Annotated in this window: 22 protein-coding genes and 1 tRNA gene; 15 read left to right on the forward strand and 8 right to left on the reverse strand. The window is 65.4% G+C overall.

Translation table 11 applies throughout. The features are described from left to right. Positions 1-2 precede the first annotated feature (2 nt). Positions 3-917 (reverse strand): hypothetical protein, encoded by a 915-nt coding sequence (locus tag VHO04_RS12070; RefSeq protein WP_329628509.1) that lies wholly within the window; start codon positions 915-917, stop codon positions 3-5. Positions 918-1197: 280 nt separating this feature from the next. On the opposite strand from VHO04_RS12070, the gene VHO04_RS12075 reads away from it, so the two are divergent. Further along, a complete protein-coding gene (locus VHO04_RS12075) occupies positions 1198-2397 on the forward strand; it encodes an AI-2E family transporter (protein WP_329628510.1) in 1200 nt (399 codons plus the stop codon). Positions 2398-2440: 43 nt separating this feature from the next. Then, positions 2441-2517: transfer RNA gene (locus VHO04_RS12080), tRNA-Asp, on the forward strand. A gap of 79 nt (positions 2518-2596) precedes the next feature. On the opposite strand, the gene VHO04_RS12085 is transcribed toward VHO04_RS12080, so the two are convergent. The 4 genes from VHO04_RS12085 to VHO04_RS12100 form a co-directional block, all read right to left on the reverse strand. Then, positions 2597-2827 (reverse strand): DUF2842 domain-containing protein, encoded by a 231-nt coding sequence (locus VHO04_RS12085; RefSeq protein ID WP_329628511.1) that lies wholly within the window; start codon positions 2825-2827, stop codon positions 2597-2599. Beyond that, positions 2824-3399, reverse strand: coding sequence for a 5-formyltetrahydrofolate cyclo-ligase (locus VHO04_RS12090; RefSeq protein ID WP_329628512.1), 576 nt, complete (start codon positions 3397-3399; stop codon positions 2824-2826). Before VHO04_RS12090 ends, VHO04_RS12085 begins: the two co-directional genes overlap by 4 nt. Before the next feature lie 234 nt (positions 3400-3633). Continuing rightward, positions 3634-4074 carry a cell division protein ZapA gene (locus VHO04_RS12095; RefSeq protein WP_329628513.1) on the reverse strand — a complete coding sequence of 147 codons (441 nt, stop codon included), beginning with the start codon at positions 4072-4074 and terminating at the stop codon, positions 3634-3636. Next, positions 4067-4282 carry a hypothetical protein gene (locus VHO04_RS12100; protein WP_329628514.1) on the reverse strand — a complete coding sequence of 72 codons (216 nt, stop codon included), beginning with the start codon at positions 4280-4282 and terminating at the stop codon, positions 4067-4069. Before VHO04_RS12100 ends, VHO04_RS12095 begins: the two co-directional genes overlap by 8 nt. A gap of 156 nt (positions 4283-4438) precedes the next feature. On the opposite strand from VHO04_RS12100, the gene tkt reads away from it, so the two are divergent. From tkt to VHO04_RS12125, 5 genes are all read left to right on the forward strand, one after another. Next, positions 4439-6406 (forward strand): transketolase, encoded by a 1968-nt coding sequence (tkt, locus tag VHO04_RS12105; RefSeq protein WP_329628515.1) that lies wholly within the window; start codon positions 4439-4441, stop codon positions 6404-6406. A gap of 37 nt (positions 6407-6443) precedes the next feature. Continuing rightward, complete coding sequence (gene gap / locus VHO04_RS12110) at positions 6444-7451, forward strand: type I glyceraldehyde-3-phosphate dehydrogenase (protein ID WP_329628516.1); 1008 nt, start codon at positions 6444-6446, stop codon at positions 7449-7451. Between the two features lie 129 nt (positions 7452-7580). Next, entirely contained in the window at positions 7581-8777 is a 1197-nt protein-coding gene (locus VHO04_RS12115; RefSeq protein ID WP_329628517.1) for a phosphoglycerate kinase, read from the forward strand. Positions 8778-8876: 99 nt separating this feature from the next. Beyond that, positions 8877-9746, forward strand: a complete 870-nt coding sequence (locus VHO04_RS12120) for a fructose bisphosphate aldolase (protein ID WP_329628635.1) — start codon at positions 8877-8879, stop codon at positions 9744-9746. Beyond that, entirely contained in the window at positions 9746-10402 is a 657-nt protein-coding gene (locus VHO04_RS12125) for an O-methyltransferase (RefSeq protein WP_329628518.1), read from the forward strand. The genes VHO04_RS12120 and VHO04_RS12125 overlap by 1 nt, the downstream gene beginning before the upstream one ends. Before the next feature lie 49 nt (positions 10403-10451). On the opposite strand, the gene VHO04_RS12130 is transcribed toward VHO04_RS12125, so the two are convergent. Then, positions 10452-10856 carry a hypothetical protein gene (locus VHO04_RS12130; RefSeq protein WP_329628519.1) on the reverse strand — a complete coding sequence of 135 codons (405 nt, stop codon included), beginning with the start codon at positions 10854-10856 and terminating at the stop codon, positions 10452-10454. A gap of 44 nt (positions 10857-10900) precedes the next feature. On the opposite strand from VHO04_RS12130, the gene thiE reads away from it, so the two are divergent. Together thiE and VHO04_RS12140 are read left to right on the forward strand one after the other, a co-directional pair. Beyond that, entirely contained in the window at positions 10901-11527 is a 627-nt protein-coding gene (gene thiE / locus VHO04_RS12135) for a thiamine phosphate synthase (RefSeq protein ID WP_329628520.1), read from the forward strand. Positions 11528-11556: 29 nt separating this feature from the next. Continuing rightward, positions 11557-12045, forward strand: a complete 489-nt coding sequence (locus VHO04_RS12140; protein WP_329628521.1) for a M23 family metallopeptidase — start codon at positions 11557-11559, stop codon at positions 12043-12045. Here the strand turns inward: VHO04_RS12140 and VHO04_RS12145 are convergent. Beyond that, positions 12042-12194: a hypothetical protein gene (locus VHO04_RS12145; protein ID WP_329628522.1), complete on the reverse strand. Its 153-nt coding sequence runs from the start codon at positions 12192-12194 to the stop codon at positions 12042-12044. The genes VHO04_RS12140 and VHO04_RS12145 overlap by 4 nt on opposite strands. A 126-nt stretch (positions 12195-12320) precedes the next feature. Between VHO04_RS12145 and VHO04_RS12150 the strand changes: the two genes are divergently transcribed. The 3 genes from VHO04_RS12150 to VHO04_RS12160 all read left to right on the forward strand — a co-directional run bounded on the left by VHO04_RS12150 (position 12321) and on the right by VHO04_RS12160 (position 15931). After that, a complete protein-coding gene (locus tag VHO04_RS12150) occupies positions 12321-14282 on the forward strand; it encodes an OPT family oligopeptide transporter (protein ID WP_329628523.1) in 1962 nt (653 codons plus the stop codon). A 112-nt stretch (positions 14283-14394) separates the two neighbouring features. After that, positions 14395-14958, forward strand: coding sequence for an elongation factor P (efp, locus tag VHO04_RS12155; RefSeq protein ID WP_297660157.1), 564 nt, complete (start codon positions 14395-14397; stop codon positions 14956-14958). Between the two features lie 154 nt (positions 14959-15112). Next, entirely contained in the window at positions 15113-15931 is an 819-nt protein-coding gene (locus VHO04_RS12160; RefSeq protein ID WP_329628524.1) for an inositol monophosphatase family protein, read from the forward strand. Between the two features lie 109 nt (positions 15932-16040). On the opposite strand, the gene VHO04_RS12165 is transcribed toward VHO04_RS12160, so the two are convergent. Further along, complete coding sequence (locus VHO04_RS12165) at positions 16041-16523, reverse strand: YbjN domain-containing protein (protein WP_329628525.1); 483 nt, start codon at positions 16521-16523, stop codon at positions 16041-16043. Between the two features lie 215 nt (positions 16524-16738). On the opposite strand from VHO04_RS12165, the gene VHO04_RS12170 reads away from it, so the two are divergent. Genes VHO04_RS12170 through VHO04_RS12180 form a run of 3 tightly spaced genes read left to right on the forward strand, consistent with a single transcriptional unit; the run spans position 16739 to position 18614 of the window. Then, positions 16739-17113 (forward strand): NADH-quinone oxidoreductase subunit A, encoded by a 375-nt coding sequence (locus VHO04_RS12170; protein WP_297660166.1) that lies wholly within the window; start codon positions 16739-16741, stop codon positions 17111-17113. 17 nt (positions 17114-17130) lie between these two features. Then, entirely contained in the window at positions 17131-17697 is a 567-nt protein-coding gene (locus VHO04_RS12175; protein WP_329628636.1) for an NADH-quinone oxidoreductase subunit B family protein, read from the forward strand. Continuing rightward, a complete protein-coding gene (locus VHO04_RS12180) occupies positions 17697-18614 on the forward strand; it encodes an NADH-quinone oxidoreductase subunit C (RefSeq protein WP_329628526.1) in 918 nt (305 codons plus the stop codon). Before VHO04_RS12175 ends, VHO04_RS12180 begins: the two co-directional genes overlap by 1 nt. The last annotated feature ends 13 nt before the right edge of the window (positions 18615-18627 follow it).

An 18627-nucleotide genomic window follows, 5' to 3' on the forward strand; every position in this document is an offset into this window, starting at 1 on the left:
CATCATTTGATCTTGGTCTTGAAGGTAACGGCGCGGGTCTGGCCGCCCGCGACTGTGCCGAGTTGAACGCGGATTCGCGTGCCGTCGTAATCGCCCGCATCGGCATCGGTCGCGTCGGTCAGCCCCGTGGCGCCGAGCTTGATCGAATTGACGACATAGGCGGTGTCCGCAGGCACATTGTCGGTGATCGCAAGGCCGTTCACCGAGCCCAATCCGGCGATGGTCGCGGTGATCGTATAGGTGATGGTGGCGCCCGGAACGGGTTCGCTGCCGCCGAACGGATCGACGACCGCGGCCGATTTGACGAGCGTCACGGTCGCCGCCGACACTTTGTAGGCGCCATTGTCCTGTCCATCGGCGCCGGTCGAACCTACGATCGCATCGCCGCCACCTTCGCCCTTGCCCGCGAAGCTGGTGCCGGGCGCGCCGGTGCCGGTCTTTGCCGCAGCGACAAGCGTGACGATCCCGCGATTGCCGTCGACAGCCGACGCCGGCGTCGTCGCGAGGACGAACAGGGTCATCGCCGTATCGGGCTGAAGCGGCGATTCCGACCCCGCCACATAGAGGGTGTCGGTCGGATCCCAGGTGCCGTTGCCGTTGGCGTCGATGAAGATCTGCGTGACGACGGGATCGTAATTGTCGCCGCCGACGTTGGCGATCGTGCTGAGCGCGAAGGCTTCGGGGCCGTTGCCGGTGTTGGTGACGCGATAGGTCAGTACCTGGTTCGTCGCTCCGGGCGCCGTCGGCACGTCGGTGGCGTTGCCAGCGACGGTGACGTCGAGCAACTCATCGACTTTCAGATCGACGCGGTTCGAATCGATCGTCTGCGTGCCGCCGCCGTTATCGAAGCTGGCGCTGGCGGTATTGCTGATCGTCGTGCCGGCGAGCGTTCCCGCGGCGTGGGCCGCGGTTGGCATGATGCATGTCGCGACGAGCGCGATGACTGAACAGGAGGGAAGAAGAAGCGAATGATGCTTCGCGCCCCCCACAGGCGCTTTCACCATGATTTTGACTCCAAAGCTGGTCCTTGGAATTCGCCATCGCGGAAAAAGAAAAATTTCTGGTTAAAATACCGATAGAAAATGGGATTTTGACCCGTATCGGGACATGCGGAATAATCCGTCCGCGAATCCGGCACGGCTGGCGCGGCGCGGAAAGCTCGCGTAGGATGAAGCGGTTAAGCGGGAGTCAGACGTCGTGGCCGAGGACAGGGGGAGCAAGGACACGCGACCGGCGCGCTCCGGTCCTCTGCATCAGATCGAAATCGACGATTTCCGGCGCGACCGCCTGCTTGCGGCGCTGGCGCTGATCGTCGGCGCGGCCTTCTGCCTCGCTTTGCCCTTTGCCTTGCAGGCGGGAGCGGAGTTCTTCCTGCCGCTGACTGCGGCGATCGTCATCTCGATCGCGCTGGTGCCGCTGCTCGAATGGCTCGAGCGGCGCGGCGTGCCGTCGGGGCTGGCGGCTTTCCTGTCGCTCGCGGCGTTCCTGATGCTGGTCAATGCGGCGCTGGCGATCATCGTCGTGCCCGCGACCGGCTGGTTCGCGCGGATTCCCGAATCCATTCCGCGTATCCAGAGCAACCTGGCTCCGCTTATCGATTTTTATGCGAGTTTTCAACGTTTTGTAGATCGAACCTTGATGTCCGTGGCAAGCGGAACCGAGGCGACGGCGCAGGCGGTCGCGGCGCAGGCGCCGTCATCGGTGGTCGATTATTTCATTTCGGCGGCGCCGGCGGCGGCGATCCAGCTTTTCTTCGCGGTGCTCGTCATCTTCTTCTTCCTTGCCGGCTGGACGCGGCTGCGGCGTGGGACGATCCGTCGCCGCGGCAGCTTCGACGGGGCGATGCAGACCGCGCGGGTGATCCAGAATGTCGTCGATGCGACCGCCGACTATCTGGCGACGATCACGATGATCAACGCGATTCTGGGGCTCATCGTCTCGCTGCTGCTCTGGGCGCTCGGGATGCCGTCGCCCTTCATGTGGGGCGGGATCGTGTCCTTGTGCAATTTCGTGCCCTATCTGGGACCGATCGTCGCCGCGGTGCTGCTCGGGCTCGGCGGGCTGATGACGTTCGACGCGGTCGGATTTGCGCTGCTGCCCGCGCTGATCTTCATCGGCGTGCATCTGGTCGAGGCGAATCTCGTCACGCCGCTGGTGCTCGGGCGGCGGCTGACGATCAATCCGCTGCTGATTCTCGTGTCACTGAGCTTTTGGGGGTGGGTGTGGGGGACGCCGGGGGCGCTGCTCGCGGTGCCGCTTCTGCTGATCCTCCAGACTGTCCTCCACTCGACCGGAACGCCCGATCTTGCGGGTTTCCTGTTCGAGCGCGGCACGCTGACGACGACCGATGAGATGCGCGAGCGATTAAATCGCACAAAGGGCGATAGCGACGGTTGACAGGCCGAAGCGCGGCGCATATTGGCGCTGCTCCCAAGCACACGCGGGTGTAGCTCAGTTGGTTAGAGTGCCGGCCTGTCACGCCGGAGGTCGCGGGTTCGAGCCCCGTCACTCGCGCCATTTCCTGCCCTTTCGGGCGAAATGGCCACCGCAGCTTGGGACCATCAAAACCAGAGTTCGACGGGGTCGGCGCGGCGCTTCAGCCGCGCCACCGTCCCAGTTCCATCCAGCGCAGCAGTGGCTTCAGTGGCAGCACCCAGATGATGCCCGCGACGAGGTAGAAGATCGCCTGGATCAGGACCGGCCAGATGCCGATCCACGGCGACAGCGCGACAACCAGCGTCGCCCACAGCGCGATCAGCAGCAGGATCATGAAAATACCGGCGGGCTTGCGCCAGCTCGGCGGCGGGTCGGCGGGTAGCTGGCTCACAGTCGGTCTCCGGTCACGATATATTCCTGTTCGGTCAGAATGGCGTCGAGCCGCGCGTCGGTCGGCTCGATGGGAACAGTGTCAACTTCCTGCACCGACCAGGCGATTCCGATCCGCATGATATCGGGATAGGCCGCGAAAAAGCGGTCATAATGCCCCCCGCCCTGGCCGAGGCGCCCCCCATGGCGGTCGAAGCCGACGAGCGGGCAGAGGATCAGGCCGGGACGCAGGTATTCGGCGTCGTCGGCGGGTTGCGGCGTTCCCCATGGGCCTTTGACGAGCGGGGCACCGGGCTGCCAGCGGCGGAAATCCATCGTTTCGACGCGCCCGTCATGGTGGGGAAGCGCCAATGTTTCCTCTGTCAACATCGGCAATATGTCGGGTTCGGAGCCCGAGGCGACATAAGCGGCGACAGGGCCGGACGCCGCGACGAGATCGGCAAGCGGCGCGGGCAGGGCGCGAAACGCCGTCAGCCGCGCCATGGCGTCCAGATTGGCGGCGAAATGCCGGCGGCGGAAACGTAGCTTCGCGCGGAGTTTCTGCTTCTGCTGGGCGAGGCTGTCGGAAAGCATGGCGTTTCCGCTCCTCTGAAATGTGATGGCGGGTGGCGGGACCACCGTGGGTCGTTTGCTGGAAGATCCTCTGACGCCAGTAACGTCAGGTGGGGACCATATACGTCGGACCAGGGTCCGGGCAGGGACAGCCCCCTAGGATGATGTATCGCCTCAGGGATTTTCGCAAAAGCTCGTACCGGGCAGTGCCCGCCGCCCCCTATGTAGGGCGGCTGCAGCGCGGTCTCAAGGGATTTAGGGTATTTGCTCGATCCGCGTCGCCAGCGTCTCGATACGGTCGGCGATCTGGAGCAGTGCGCGGTCGTGCGACGGCTTGGCGCTCGTCGGGTTTGGGGGCGTCGGGTTCGAGGGCGGCGCTTTTTTGAGCGCATCGAGTTCGGCGAGCGCGGCTTTCAGCTCGTCGCGCGCCTGCGCTTCGCGGCTTTCGGCGAGCGCCACCGCGGCGCGGAGCGAGTCGGATTGCGGCTCGGCCTTGGCGGCCTTGCCCTTGGCTTCCTGCGCCTCGTCGGCGAGCATCAGCGCCGCGAAGAGCAATTGACGGACTTCGGTGCCGCCCGGCATCGCGCGGACCTTTTCATCGACCACGGTTGCCAGATTCAGAAGCTGCGGTTCCTGTCCGTCGGCGCAATGGACGTCGTAGGCGCGTCCGGCGATGCTGAGCTTGACGTCAGCCATTTTTCGCCTCCGCGATCAGCCGATCGAGCTCGCCGATCACCGCCACGACCTCGGCCTTCAGCGCCGACTGGTCGCTGGGCGCGGATTGAGGCGGAGCGGATTCGGGTGCGGGGCGATTCGCCCGTTCGGTCAGCACCGTCTCGATCCGGCTCAGCGCCCGTTCGATGCGGCCGATGGCCAGGCTGGATTCGTCAAGGTCGAGTTCCATGTCCATGGGTTAGCAGCGCCGGACATGGGGTGCAATCGCCTCTCCGCGCCGAAATAGCTGCTATTTTGTGCCGCGGCGGTTGACTCCGGCGCCCACCATCGCGAAGGGCTGTCCCCACCGAATCCGGCCATCTTCACATCCTTTTCCGGGGGACAAATGACACTGCCCGAACGCCAGCTCGCCAACGCCATCCGCGCGCTTGCGATGGACGCCGTCCAGGCCGCGAACAGCGGCCATCCGGGGATGCCCATGGGCATGGCCGACGTCGCCACCGTCCTCTATTCGGACTATCTGAAATTCGACCCTTCGGATCCGAAATGGGCCGATCGCGACCGATTCGTCCTGTCGGCGGGGCACGGCTCGATGCTCGCTTATGCGACGCTGCATCTTGCGGGCTATGCGCGGCCGACGATGGACGACATCCGCAATTTCCGCCAGCTCAGCAGCCCGTGCGCCGGGCATCCCGAGAATTTCGAGCTTGCGGGCATCGAGACGACGACCGGGCCGCTGGGGCAGGGGCTGGCGACCGCGGTGGGCATGGCGATCGCCGAACGGCACCTCAATGCGATCTATGGCGACGATCTGGTCGATCACCGCACTTGGGTGATCGCCGGCGACGGCTGCCTGATGGAGGGCATCAACCACGAAGCCATCGGTCTTGCCGGGCATTTGCAACTCGGCCGCCTGATCGTGCTGTGGGACGACAACAAGATCACCATCGACGGATCGACCGACCTGTCGACGAGCGAGGATGTGCGGGCGCGCTATGCCGCGACCGGCTGGCACGTCGATAGCTGCGATGGCCACGATCCCGCCGACATCCGCCGCGCGATCGACGGTGCGCTTGCCGCGGGCCGCCCGTCGCTGATCGCGTGCAAGACGCTGATCGGCTTCGGCGCGCCGAACAAGCAGGGCACTTCCGCGACCCACGGCTCGCCGCTCGGCGCCGACGAGGTTGCCGCGGCGCGCGCCACCCTCGGCTGGACTGCCGAGCCGTTCGTCATTCCCTCCGACATCGCCGATGCGTGGAAAGCGTTCGGGGAGAAGGGCGAAAAGCTTCACGCCGAATGGAATGATCGTCTCGCAAACAACGAAAAGAAAAGGGATTTTGAAGATCGCCTGAGCGGCAAGCTGGTGCCGGGCGTTGCGTATAAGACCTATCTCGACGGTCTCGTCGCCGAGCCGCCGAAGGTGGCGACGCGCAAAGCGTCGGAAAATACGCTGGGCGCGCTCACCGCCGACATCGCCGCGCTCGTCGGCGGCAGCGCCGATTTGACGGGTTCCAACAATACGAAAACATCGTCGACCAAGCCGCTGACGAAAAGCGATTATTCGGGCCGCTATGTCTATTACGGTATTCGCGAATTCGGCATGGCCGCGGCGATGAACGGCATGGCGCTGCACGGTGGCGTCGCCCCTTACGGCGGCACGTTCCTCGTCTTCGCCGACTATTGCCGCGCCGCGATCCGCCTGTCGGCGCTGCAGCGGCAGCGCGTCGTCTATGTAATGACTCACGACAGCATCGGCCTCGGCGAGGATGGCCCGACGCACCAGCCGATCGAACATCTGCAATCGCTGCGCGCGATGCCGAACCTGCTCGTCATGCGCCCCGCCGACGCGGTCGAGACCGCCGAATGCTGGGCGATCGCGCTGGCGCAGGACAGCCGCCCGTCGCTGCTAGCGCTGACCCGCCAGAATCTGCCGCCGCTGCGTCATGACGTCACTGAAAATCTTTGCCTGAAAGGCGGTTATCGCCTGCGCGATGCGTCGGCGGCGCGCAAGGTCGTGCTCGTCGCGACCGGCTCCGAAGTCTCGCTCGCGCTCGAAATCGCCGACAGGCTCGAGGCGGCGGGGCAGGGCGCTGACGTTGTTTCGATGGTCTCGACCGAGCTGTTCGACGAGCAGGACGCCGCTTATCAAGCCGACATTCTGCCTGCCGATGCGCTGATCGTCTCGATCGAAGCCGGCACGACCTTCGGCTGGGAACGCTACACCGGCCGCGACGGCCTGCGCTTCGGCATCGACAGCTTTGGTGCATCGGCGCCGATCGACGATCTCTACCGGCATTTCGGCCTGACCGTCGAGGCCATTGCCCCCCAGATTTTGGCGCGCCTCGGCCACTAAGCACCGACCGCCTCCTCCGCAGAAAGGACTCCCCGACATGGCAGTGAAAGTCGCAATCAACGGTTTCGGACGCATCGGCCGCAATGTGGCGCGCGCCATATTGGAGCGTACCGACCATGACCTTGAACTGGTGTCGATCAACGACCTTGGCGATGCAAAGGCGAATGCCCGACTGCTCCGCCATGACTCGGTGCATGGCGCGTTCAACGGCAGCGTCGAAGTCGACGGCAACGACCTGATCATCAACGGCAAGCGCATCCAGGTGACCGCCGAGCGCGATCCCGCTGCCCTGCCGCACGCCGCGAACGGCATCGACATCGTGATGGAATGCACGGGCTTGTTCACCAACAAGGCCGGCGGCCAGAAGCATCTCGACGCCGGGGCCAAGCGCGTGCTGATCTCGGCTCCCGCCAAGGAAGTCGACCTGACCGTCGTCTATGGCGTCAACGACGACCAGATCACCGCCGATCATCTGATCATCTCGAACGCATCCTGCACCACCAACTGCCTTGCGCCCTTCGCCAAGGTGCTGCACGAGGCGATCGGTATCGAGCGCGGGTTGATGACCACGATCCACGCCTATACCAACGACCAGAAGATCCTCGACCAGATCCACAGCGACCCGCGCCGCGCCCGCGCCGCCGCGATGTCGATGATCCCGACCTCGACCGGCGCGGCGGTAGCCGTCGGCCTGGTCCTGCCCGAACTCAAGGGCAAGCTCGACGGGTCGTCGATCCGCGTTCCGACCCCGAATGTGTCGGTGGTGGACCTCACCTTCACGCCGTCGCGCGACACGACCGCGGAAGAGGTCAACGCGGTGCTCAAGGCTGCGGCCGAAGGCCCGTTGAAGGGCGTGCTCGGCTATACCGAGGAGCCGCTGGTTTCGATCGACTTCAACCATAATGCGGCCAGCTCGACCATCGACAGCCTCGAAACGGCGGTGATCGACGGCAAGCTGGTGCGCGTGCTGAGCTGGTACGACAATGAATGGGGCTTCTCGAACCGCATGATCGACACCGCGGGCGTAATCGCGGGGCTGCTGTAAGCCGTCCGTGCCCCTGCGAAGGCAGGGGCCCATCACGGGCCGTATCCATATCGAACGGCCGATGGCGGGCAAGGAGAGCATAGGAGATGGGCCCCTGCTTTCGCAGGGGCACATGCGATCGGAGTTAGGATGAGCAGCTTCAAGACCCTCGACGACATCGGCGACGTCACCGGCAAGAAGGTGCTGGTCCGCGTCGATCTCAATGTTCCGATGGCGGGCGGCGCGGTTGCCGACGATACGCGCATCCGTGCGGCGATGCCGACGATCCGCGAACTGTCGGACAAGGGCGCGATCGTGCTGCTGCTCGCGCATTTCGGACGGCCAAAGGGCGCGAAGAACCCGACCCAGTCGCTGAGCCTCGTCATCGACGGGGTCGCCGACGTGCTCGGTCATTCGGTGATGTTCATCCCCGATTGCATCGGCGAAGGCGCCAAGGCGGGGGTCGCGGTGCTCGCGCCGGGTGACGTCGCGGTGCTCGAGAATACGCGCTTTCACCCGGGCGAGGAGAAGAACGACCCCGCCTTTGCCGACGCGCTCGCCGAGGTCGGCGATCTTTATGTCAACGATGCTTTTTCGGCCGCACACCGCGCGCATGGGTCGACCGAGGGCATCGCGCACCGTCTCTCGGCCTATGCGGGCCGCGCGATGGAAGCCGAGCTCAACGCGCTCGATGCCGCGCTCGGCAATCCTGCGCATCCGGTCGCCGCGGTGGTCGGCGGCGCCAAGGTGTCGAGCAAGATCGACGTGCTCCGCAATCTTGTCGGGCGGGTCGATCATCTGATCATCGGCGGCGGCATGGCGAACACCTTCCTCGCCGCGCGCGGGGTCGATGTCGGCAAGTCGCTGTGCGAGCATGACCTCGTCGATACCGCCAACGCGATCTTCGACGCCGCCGATGCCGCGGGCTGCACGATCCATCTTCCCTATGATGTCGTCGTCGCGAGGGAGTTCGCGCCCAATCCGCCGACGCGCATCGTCAACGTGCATGAGGTCGCGGCCGACGAGATGATCCTCGACGTCGGCCCCGCCGCAGTCGAGGCGCTCGCCGACGTGCTCAAGAATTGCCGCACTTTGGTGTGGAACGGCCCGCTCGGCGCATTCGAGACGCCGCCCTTCGACACCGCGACGGTCGCGCTGGCGAAGACCGCCGCAGCGCTGACCCGCGAAGGCTCGCTGATTTCGGTCGCAGGCGGCGGCGATACCGTCGCGGCGCTCAACCATGCCGGGGTCGCCGGCGATTTCAGCTTCGTCTCGACCGCGGGCGGCGCTTTCCTCGAATGGATGGAAGGCAAGCCGCTGCCCGGCGTTGACGCGCTCAAGGCCTGATTTTCTCGCGCATTTGCTTCCGGCCCGCCGGAAAGCTATGCGCGCTGCAACATACGTATGCAACCAACCGGAGATGTTATGACCACCGCCAATGCCGCCATGCTCGACCAGATCAAATCGGGACAGGGGTTCATCGCCGCGCTCGATCAGAGCGGGGGTTCGACGCCGAAGGCATTGAAGGGCTATGGCATCGAGGAAGACGCCTATGCGAACGACGAGGAGATGTTCGGCCTGATCCACGCAATGCGCAGCCGCATCGTCACGGCGCCCTGCTTCAACGGCGAAAAGGTGATCGGCGCGATCCTGTTCGAGCGCACGATGGACGGCGAGGCGGGCGGCAAGCCGGTCCCGGCGCTGCTCTGGGAACGCGGCGTCGTTCCCTTTCTGAAGGTCGACAAGGGGCTCGAAGCCGAGGCCGATGGCGTCCAGCTCATGAAGCCGATGCCCGACCTCGACGCGCTGTGCGACCGCGCGGTCGCCAAGGGCGTGTTCGGCACCAAGATGCGCAGCGTCGTCAACCTCGCCAATCCGGCGGGGATCAAGGCGATCGCGCGCCAGCAGTTCGCCGAGGCGAAGCGCATCGCCGCGCACGGCCTGGTCCCGATCATCGAGCCCGAAGTGAACATCAAGAGCGTGGAGCGCGACGCCGCCGACCGCCTGCTGCTTCAGGAAATGCTGGCCGAACTCGACGCCTGGGATGGCGCGCCGGTGATGCTCAAGCTGTCGCTACCGACCGAATCGGGCCTGTTCCAGCCGCTCGTCGATCATCCGAAGGTGCTGCGCGTCGTCGCACTGTCGGGTGGCTTTGCGCGCCCAGAAGCCTGCGTCGAACTGGCGAAGAATCCCGGCATCATCGCCAGCTTCAGCCGTGCGCTGCTCGAAGACCTGCGCCACCAGATGAGCGACGACGCGTTCAACGCCTCGCTCGGCGGCGCGATCGACGAGATTCACGCAGCCTCGGTCGCCTGATGGCGGCCGACTGGCAAGCCGTCGACGATTATATCGCCGGGAAACTGCTCGGCGACGACGATGTGCTTGCCGCCGCGCTGTCCCATAACGCCGCGCAGGGCCTGCCGCCGATCGACGTGTCGGCGGCGCAGGGCAAGATGCTGTTCTTGCTCGCGCAGACCGCGGGCGCGAAGCGCATCCTCGAAGTCGGAACGCTCGGCGGCTATTCGACGATCTGGCTCGCGCGGGCACTGCCCGCGGGCGGCGCGCTGGTGACGCTCGAACTCGAAGCGCATCACGCGGCGGTGGCACGCGCGAATCTGGAGCGGGCGGGCGTTGCCGACAAGGTCGATATCCGGGTCGGCCCGGCTGCTGACAGCCTGGCCGCGATGGCGACGGGCGCACCGTTCGATTTCGTCTTCATCGACGCCGACAAGCAGAACAACGCCCTTTATGTGGACGAGGCGATCCGGCTCGGGCGCAGCGGCACGACGATCGTCGTCGACAATGTCGTGCGCGAAGGCGGCGTGCTCGACGCGAACAGCGGCGACGAACGGATCGCGGGGACGCGCGTGCTGTTCGACCGGCTGAGCGCCGATCCACGGCTCGACGCGACCGCGATCCAGACGGTGGGCGCGAAGGGCTGGGACGGGTTCGTGCTGGCGCGGGTGCGTTGAGCAACACACGCCGTCATTGCTTCGTTTCGCTCGCAATGACGAATATGTCTTACAGCCCGCCCATGAAGCGGAAAGCGAAGCGATAGTCCTCGGGCTTGATCGGGCGATCGGTCCGGCGTGCGGGCGAAACGCTTTCGAGCAGGATCGTGCCGTCGGCGAGCGGCGTCTGCTTGCCCAATATGACCTCGAACGGCTGCGATCGTCCGCCGGGGCGAACCCAGAGCATCTTCAGGCGAAGCTGCCCGGCCCAGACGCACATGACATTTTCGGGGCAGCGGCTGTCCTCCAGAACCGCGACCGGTTGAATGATCGGCCCGTCGGCATAGGCACGCTGGCCGAGTGCGACGCTGCTCGCGTCGGGAAGCGGCGGCGGCCCATCGCCGCCACGCGGCGTCGTGGCGCAGGCGGACAGCGTGAAAGCGGCAGCGATAAGGGAAAGGGCGAGGCGCGGCATGTTCTGCATTTGCGGGATAATCGCCGCGTCGCTATGAACCCGCCATGACCACGCCAGCCTGCCAGCTTTACCTGATCTCTCCGCTCGACGTCGGGGGCGATTTTCTCGCGAAGCTCGAGGAGGCGCTGTCCGCCGCGCCGGTCGCGGCGTTCCAGTTCCGCGTCAAGGATGTGAGCCAGCACGAGGCGGCGCGGCTCGCCGAGCCGTTGCAGGCGATCTGCGCCGCGCACGATACCGCCTTCATCGTCAACGACGACATGGCGCTCGCGAAGCGGCTCGGCGCCGACGGCGTCCATCTGGGACAGGGCGACGGCGACCCGCAGGAGGCGCGACGTTTGTTGGGGCCGGGCGCGCAGATCGGCGTGACCTGCCACGACAGCCGTCACCTCGCGATGGAAGCGGGCGAGGCGGGGGCCGACTATGTGGCGTTCGGCGCCTTTTTTCCGACGACCACCAAGGCGGTCGAGCACCAGGCCGATCCTGAAATATTGACGTGGTGGCAGGGGCTGTTCGAGCTGCCCTGCGTTGCGATCGGTGGGATTACCGTCGACAATGCCAAGGTATTGATCGAGGCGGGCGCGGATTTCCTCGCGGTGTCGGGCGGCGTCTGGGCGCATCCCGAGGGCCCGGCGGCAGCGGTGCGGATGTTCGATAAGCTGATGGCGGGGTGACGGGGACCGGGCTCAGGCTTTTCTGCGCCGTGGCCGCTTTCGCCGCGATTGGAGCTGCGCCTGAACCCGACATCATCATCCCGGTCGAGGGGATGCGCGCGTCGGATCTCGTCGATAGCTGGGACAAAGACCGCGCTGGAGGACGCATTCACCATGCGATCGACATTCAGGCGCCGCTCGGCACGCCCGTGCTTGCGGCGATGGACGGGCGGATCGAGAAACTGTTCGCGTCGAAACGCGGTGGACTCACCATCTATCAGCGTTCGGCGGACGGTCGGCTGATCCTCTATTATGCGCATCTGCAGGGCTATCGCCGCGGCCTCGCCGAAGGACAGGCGGTCAAGCGCGGACAGGTGATCGCGACGGTCGGGGCCAGCGGTAATGCCGACCCGGCCTTTCCGCACCTCCATTTTCAGATGCTCGCGACGGTGCCGGGAAGCGGCTGGCAGGATGGCGAGCCGATCAATCCCTATCCGCTGCTGACGGGAGCGAGAGCGGGAGTAAGGAAAAGGAATTAGGCCAACGGATGCTCGCGATCGGGCGTCTTGCCGGACTTGTCATTGTCGCTCTTGCGCCAGCCGAACAGGCCAGCGCAAGGCGTGGGGCGCCGGGCGGGCTTCGGCGGCGTGCGGGGCGGAGCCCGGTCGGGAAGATCGATATTCATCATGCGCGCCTTATGAATCGGGCGCGGGCCGTTATATTGGATCGATGCGTCAAATCCGCTTCGGTTCATCGCCTTTTCGCTTGCCTCGAAGCGCGCCGCCCGCGACAGGTTGCGGTGAGGGAGTATCTGATGACGAACGAGAAGCAGAACGGCCTGGCCGTGCGCGAACTGACGCTGCGCGCGATCCTGCTCGGCGGGGTGTTGACATTGGCTTTCACCGCGGCGAACGTCTACCTGGGGCTGAAGGTCGGGCTGACCTTTGCCACCTCGATTCCCGCCGCGGTCATTTCGATGGCGCTGCTGCGCTATATGTCGGGGGCGACGATCCTCGAGAATAATATCGTCCAGACGATCGCGAGCGCCGCGGGCACGCTCGCGGCGATCATCTTCGTGCTGCCGGGGCTCGTCATGGTCGGTTACTGGCAGGGTTTCCCGATGCTGGAAACCACCGCGATCACGATGCTCGGCGGCATATTGGGCGTGCTCTTCTCGGTGCCGCTGCGCCGCGCACTCGTCGTCGATGCTGATCTGCCCTATCCCGAAGGCCGCGCCGCGGCCGAGGTGCTGCACGTCGGCGCCGCCAGCGCCGAAGGCGCGGCCGAGAACAAGGCCGGGCTGTCGGCGCTGCTGTGGAACAGCCTGATCTCCGCCGGCTTCGCGCTGCTCACGCAGATGAAGCTCGCCGCCGCCGAAGTGTCGCGCTGGTTCAAGGTGGGCGCGGGCGCGACGGGCATCTCGGGCGGCCTCGGCTTCGCCTTGTTCGGCGTCGGCCATCTCGTCGGCCTGTCGGTCGGTCTCGCACAGCTCGTCGGACTGGTTGTCGGCTGGTGGATCTTGCTGCCGATCCTGACCCAGGGTGTCGCCGGACCCGATGCGGAAACGATCGCGAACACGGTGTTCCGCGACGATGTCCGCTTTTTCGGTGCGGGGGTGATTGCGGTGGCCGCGCTCTGGACTCTGCTCAAGATCGCCGGGCCGGTGATCGGCGGCATCCGCTCGGCGATGGCGGCGAGCAAGGCGCGCCATGCTGGCACGGCGCTCGCGGTCGAGGAGCAGGATATCGCCATCGGCTGGGTGTTCGGCGGTTCGCTGCTGATTCTGCTGCCGATCGCATGGCTGCTGTGGTCGGTGCTCGCGGGCGGGCCGCTGGCGGGGTCGGCGGCGATCCTGATTGCCGGGGCGCTGGTCTTCGTCATCGTCATCGGCCTGATGATCGCCTCGGTCACCGGCTATATGGCCGGGCTGATCGGCGCGTCGAACTCGCCCGTTTCGGGGATCGGTATCCTCGCGATCATCGCCTCGTCGCTGCTGCTCGTCGGGCTGCTTGGACGCGGTGGCGGCGCGGAGGCGAGCGCGGCGATGGTCGCCTATGCGCTGATCGTCACCGGCATTGTTTTCGGTATCGCGACGATCTCGAACGACAATCTGCAAGACCTCAAGACTGGCCAGCTCGTCGGCGCGACGCCGTGGAAGCAGCAGGTCGCGCTGATCATCGGCGTCGTCTTCGGCTCGCTTGTCGTGCCGTCGGTGCTCAATGTGCTGAACGAGACGGTGGGCTTCGTCGGCGTTCCCGGCGCCGGTCCGAACGCGCTCGCCGCGCCGCAGGCGGGACTCATCTCCTCGCTCGCCAAGGGCGTGCTCGGCGGCGACCTCAACTGGGCGATGCTGGGTTATGGCGCGCTTGCGGGCGTGGGCTTTGTCATCGTCGACGAACTGCTCGGCCGCGCGAAGAAGCTGCGCCTGCCGCCGCTCGCGATCGGCATCGGCATCTATCTGCCGATGGCGGTGATCCTGCCGGTGGTGATCGGCGCGGTCGGCGGCTGGTTCTATGACCGTTGGGCAGACCGCCGCGCGAATCCGGCTTTTGCCCACCGTATGGGCGTCCTGACCGCGACGGGCATGATCGTCGGCGAGAGCCTGTTCGGCGTCCTCTACGCGGGCCTCGTCTATGCGACCGACAGCGATGCGCCGCTCGCGGTCGTTGGCGATGGATTCCATGTGCCGTCGATTCTGGTCGGCGTCGGCCTGTTCGTCGTGCTCATCCTGACGAGCTATGCGCGAACCCGCAAAGCCGTCGAAACGACCGCCTGAGTACGGATCGCTTGCCCTTCGCCGCGTCCGCCGCTAAGGGCGCGCTCCTGAACCGGTGTGCGGCTACGCGCGCCGGCGGCTCTTTCCATCCTTGTTGAAGCGAGTGTGCGCGATGAAAATCACCGGCGTTGAAATCCGTCCCGGCAATATTATCGAATATGAAGGCGGCATCTGGAAGGTCACCAAGATCCAGCACACCCAGCCGGGCAAGGGCGGCGCCTATATGCAGGTCGAAGCCAAGAACCTCATCGACGGGCGCAAGCTCAACAACCGTTTCCGCAGCGCCGACACGGTCGAGAAGGTCCGCCTCGACACCAAGGATTTCCAGTATCTTTATGCCGAGGGCGACGATCTCGTCTTCATGGACAAGGACACGTTCGAGCAGATCAACATCTCGAAGGAAGTCGTCGGCGACGCGCACGAATTCCTGCAGGACGGCATGGAAGTCGTGCTCGAACTGTGGGAAGAACGCCCGATTTCGGTCGAACTGCCCGAGCAGATCGAAGCGACGATCGTCGAGGCCGACGCGGTGGTGAAGGGCCAGACGGCGTCGTCGTCCTACAAGCCCGCGATCCTCGACAATGGCGTGCGCGTCATGGTGCCGCCGCATATCACCAGCGGCACGCGGATCGTGGTCAATGTCTATGACCGCGAATATGTCCGCCGCGCGGATTGATTGAGTTCCCCTCCCGCAGGCGGGAGGGACGCTTGAGAATTCCCCTCCCGAAGGCGGGAGGGGTTAGGGGAGGGTCTGTCGAGGGCGGGCGCTTCCCGGTAGAAACATTCCCTCCCCCGACCCCTCCCGCAAGTGGGAGGGGGGAGATTTAGCTATGGCCGTATCGGGCATCATCACCGTCATGGAACGCGCCGCGCGCAAGGCCGGCACGAAACTGCGCCGCGATTTCGGCGAGATCGAGCATCTGCAGGTTTCGCAAAAGGGGCCGGCCGACTTCGTGTCGAAGGCCGATCAGGCCGCCGAGCGCACGCTTTATGACGAGCTGACCCACGCGCGTCCGGGCTGGGGCTTCCTGATGGAAGAGGCCGGCGAGATCAAGGGCGAGCCGGGCAAGCCGCGCTTCATCATCGACCCGCTCGACGGCACCTCGAACTTCCTTCACGCCATCCCGCAATTTGCGATCTCGATCGCGGTGCAGGAACCGAAGCTCGGCGGCGGCTGGGGCGACGTCACCGCGGCCTTGATCTATCAGCCGGTGACCGACGAAAGCTATTGGGCCGAACGCGGCCGCGGCGCATGGCTGCACGACCGGCGCCTGCGCGTCGCGTCGCGCCGTCATCTCAACGAATGCCTGATCGCGACCGGGATCCCTTTCATGGGGCATGGCGACATGGCGCAGTGGAGCCGCATCTTCGGCGCGGTCGCGCCCGAGGTTGCTGGAATCCGCCGCTTCGGTGCCGCGAGCCTTGACCTCGCCTGGGTCGCGGCGGGGCGTTTCGATGGTTTCTGGGAAAGCGACCTCAACATCTGGGACGTCGCCGCCGGCATATTGCTGGTGCGTGAAGCGGGCGGTTTCGTCAGCGACTTTCGTGGCGGCGACCGTGCGATCGAGCGCAGCGAATTTATCGCGGGCAGCGGCGCGGTGCATAGCAAGCTGCAGAAACTCGTCGCGGGCGCGCTGCGCAACGCGTGATCGCGATCCTGTCCCCATCGTCATGCCGGACTTGATCCGGCATCCCGCTTAGCGACGCCCGCTAGCGGGACCCCGGATCAAGTCCGGGGTGACGAAAAAGGACGGCGTCTTACTTCTCGAAAATAAACTCGCGATAGCTGTCCATCAGCGAGGCCCAGGTGTTGAAGGTCTCGCCCAGATTCTCGCGCGGGATGCCCGCAAAATCCACGTCGACGTCCATCTCCAGGACTGGGTCGCCCTCGTCGTCCTTGTAGCTGCGCGCGAAGCGCTTTTCCTTGTTCCACTGGTTGAACCGGTCGAGCGACACATCCTTGGCGTCGCTGAAGCCCATGTAATATTGCAGCGTCTTGCAATTCTTATGGTCTTCGCAGTTCATGAAGATGATGAGGAACTTGAGCCCGTTGCGGCTGCTTTCGATATAGGGGTCCGCGTCGGCCTTGCTGACCAGCGTGGCGGGCCATCCTTGCGACTCGACGATCGCCTTGATCGTGGCCGGGTTTTTCGCATTGACCAGTTCGGCGTGCGCCGGCGTCGCGGAAAGCGCGAGGGCGGCGCCCATCGCCAGCGTGGTCCCGAAAGAAAATGATCGCATGTCAGCTCCCTGATTGAAAAGTGGGTTATAATCACCCGAAACGCCGACCCACGCAGGCGGCGTAACACAGCATTAGGCGATCGGGCCAGCCTTCCTTATGCCTTTGGTCACAATGGTAACGAAAATCCTGCCCGCAGCGCTTGCGGGGCGGGGCGCACTGGCCTAAAGCGCCCCGCGATAACGGTGGCAAACACCTGAATAGACTGCGAGCTCCCATGGTCGATCTGACGCAATATCTGCCGATTCTGCTCTTTCTGGTCATCGCCGTTGGCCTGTCCTCGGCGTTCGTCTTCCTGCCGATGGGCGTCGCGCGCCTGACCGGCACGCACAAGCCCGACCCGGCGAAGCTGACCGAATATGAATGCGGCTTTCCCGCGTTCGAGGATGCGCGCAGCCAGTTCGACGTGCGCTTCTATCTTGTCGCCATCCTCTTCATCATCTTCGACCTCGAAGCCGCCTTCCTCTTTCCCTGGGCCGTCAGCCTCAAGGAAATCGGCTGGGCGGGCTGGGCGACGATGATGGTCTTCCTTGCCGAACTTGCGATCGGCCTTGTGTACGCGTGGAAAAAAGGCGCGTTGGATTGGGAATGAGCACTTCCAGCATCATCATGCCCGGCCAGACGCCGGTCGCCTCGGGCACCAACCCCGGAGCCTTGCCGGTAGCGCCGGGGACAAGCCCCGACGCGGGCTTTTTCGACGACCTCAACAGCGAGGTCGGCGACAAGGGCTTTCTCGTCACCTCGACCGAGGACCTGTTCAACTGGGCGCGCACCGGCTCGCTGTGGTGGATGACCTTCGGGCTCGCCTGCTGCGCGGTCGAGATGATCCACGTCAACATGCCGCGCTATGACATGGAGCGTTTCGGCGTCGCGCCGCGCGCCAGCCCGCGCCAGTCGGACGTGATGATCGTTGCGGGGACGCTCTGCAATAAGATGGCCCCGGCGCTGCGCCGCGTTTACGACCAGATGTCGAATCCCAAATATGTGATTTCGATGGGAAGCTGCGCCAACGGCGGCGGCTATTATCACTACAGCTATTCGGTGGTGCGCGGCTGCGACCGCATCGTGCCGGTCGACATCTATGTCCCCGGCTGCCCGCCGACCGCCGAGGCGTTGCTCTATGGCGTGATGCAGTTGCAGCGGAAGATTCGCCGCACCGGGACGATCGAACGCTGATGGCCAGTCCCGCTCCCCTGATCGCGCCCCGCGAGGGCATCGGCGCCGCGCTGAAGAAACTGCTCGGCGACGACCTGGTCGAGCATGTCTTCGCCGTCGGCGAGGACAGCATCACCGTGCGCCGCGACGCCATCGCAGGCGTGATGATCAGCCTTCGCGACAATTTGGGCTATCAGCAGCTCATGGAAATCGCCGGGGTCGACTATCCCGACCGCGCCGAGCGCTTCGAGGTCGTCTATCACCTGCTCAGCGTGACGAAGAATCACCGCCTGCGCGTCCGCGTCTGCACCGACGAAGCGACGCCGGTGCCGAGCATCGTGCCCGTGTGGCCGGTAGCCGGCTGGCTCGAGCGCGAAGTGTTCGACATGTACGGCGTGCTGTTCGCGGGCAATCCGGACCTGCGCCGGATTCTGACCGACTACGGCTTCCAGGGCCATCCGCAGCGCAAGGATTTCCCGCTGACCGGCTATATCGAGCTGCGATACAGCGAAGAGGACAAGCGCGTCGTCTATGAGCCGGTGAAGCTGGCGCAGGATTTCCGCAGCTTCGACTTCCTCAGCCCGTGGGAAGGCGCCGACTATGTGCTGCCGGGCGACGAAAAGGCCGGCGGGACCGGCGAGGCGCCGGGCAAGGGCGCGCCGACGCCGATGACCGCGCAGCAGGTCAAGAAGGCCGACGACGAGGCTGCGAAGAAGGCGCCGCCGCCGACCCCGAAGACGACCGAAAAGACCGCGCAGACGGGCGCGGGCGCCAAGACCGATCTGAAGGCCGCGAAGCCGAGCCGCGACGGCGCGAAGACGACGGCAGTGGCGAAAGCGAAGACGCCCGCGACGAAGAAAGCCGAGAAGGCACTCGCGAAGGCGAAGGCTCCGGCCAAGCCGCGCGCACCGCGCAAGCCTAAAGGAGGCGACGCATGACCGACTCTCCCCA

Source organism: Sphingopyxis sp., assembly GCF_036261875.1.
GTDB lineage: Bacteria > Pseudomonadota > Alphaproteobacteria > Sphingomonadales > Sphingomonadaceae > Sphingopyxis.

Coding starts and splice junctions, on each gene's coding strand:
- VHO04_RS12070 (WP_329628509.1), bottom strand. CDS start 917: ATGCCAACCGCGGCCCACGCCGCGGGAACGCTCGCCGGCACGACGATC.
- VHO04_RS12090 (WP_329628512.1), bottom strand. CDS start 3,399: ATGCTTTCCGACAGCCTCGCCCAGCAGAAGCAGAAACTCCGCGCGAAG.
- VHO04_RS12095 (WP_329628513.1), bottom strand. CDS start 4,074: ATGGCTGACGTCAAGCTCAGCATCGCCGGACGCGCCTACGACGTCCAT.
- VHO04_RS12100 (WP_329628514.1), bottom strand. CDS start 4,282: ATGGAACTCGACCTTGACGAATCCAGCCTGGCCATCGGCCGCATCGAA.
- tkt (WP_329628515.1), top strand. CDS start 4,439: ATGACACTGCCCGAACGCCAGCTCGCCAACGCCATCCGCGCGCTTGCG.
- gap (WP_329628516.1), top strand. CDS start 6,444: ATGGCAGTGAAAGTCGCAATCAACGGTTTCGGACGCATCGGCCGCAAT.
- VHO04_RS12115 (WP_329628517.1), top strand. CDS start 7,581: ATGAGCAGCTTCAAGACCCTCGACGACATCGGCGACGTCACCGGCAAG.
- VHO04_RS12120 (WP_329628635.1), top strand. CDS start 8,877: ATGCTCGACCAGATCAAATCGGGACAGGGGTTCATCGCCGCGCTCGAT.
- VHO04_RS12125 (WP_329628518.1), top strand. CDS start 9,746: ATGGCGGCCGACTGGCAAGCCGTCGACGATTATATCGCCGGGAAACTG.
- VHO04_RS12130 (WP_329628519.1), bottom strand. CDS start 10,856: ATGCCGCGCCTCGCCCTTTCCCTTATCGCTGCCGCTTTCACGCTGTCC.
- thiE (WP_329628520.1), top strand. CDS start 10,901: ATGACCACGCCAGCCTGCCAGCTTTACCTGATCTCTCCGCTCGACGTC.
- VHO04_RS12145 (WP_329628522.1), bottom strand. CDS start 12,194: ATGATGAATATCGATCTTCCCGACCGGGCTCCGCCCCGCACGCCGCCG.
- VHO04_RS12150 (WP_329628523.1), top strand. CDS start 12,321: ATGACGAACGAGAAGCAGAACGGCCTGGCCGTGCGCGAACTGACGCTG.
- efp (WP_297660157.1), top strand. CDS start 14,395: ATGAAAATCACCGGCGTTGAAATCCGTCCCGGCAATATTATCGAATAT.
- VHO04_RS12160 (WP_329628524.1), top strand. CDS start 15,113: ATGGCCGTATCGGGCATCATCACCGTCATGGAACGCGCCGCGCGCAAG.
- VHO04_RS12165 (WP_329628525.1), bottom strand. CDS start 16,523: ATGCGATCATTTTCTTTCGGGACCACGCTGGCGATGGGCGCCGCCCTC.
- VHO04_RS12170 (WP_297660166.1), top strand. CDS start 16,739: ATGGTCGATCTGACGCAATATCTGCCGATTCTGCTCTTTCTGGTCATC.
- VHO04_RS12175 (WP_329628636.1), top strand. CDS start 17,131: ATGCCCGGCCAGACGCCGGTCGCCTCGGGCACCAACCCCGGAGCCTTG.
- VHO04_RS12180 (WP_329628526.1), top strand. CDS start 17,697: ATGGCCAGTCCCGCTCCCCTGATCGCGCCCCGCGAGGGCATCGGCGCC.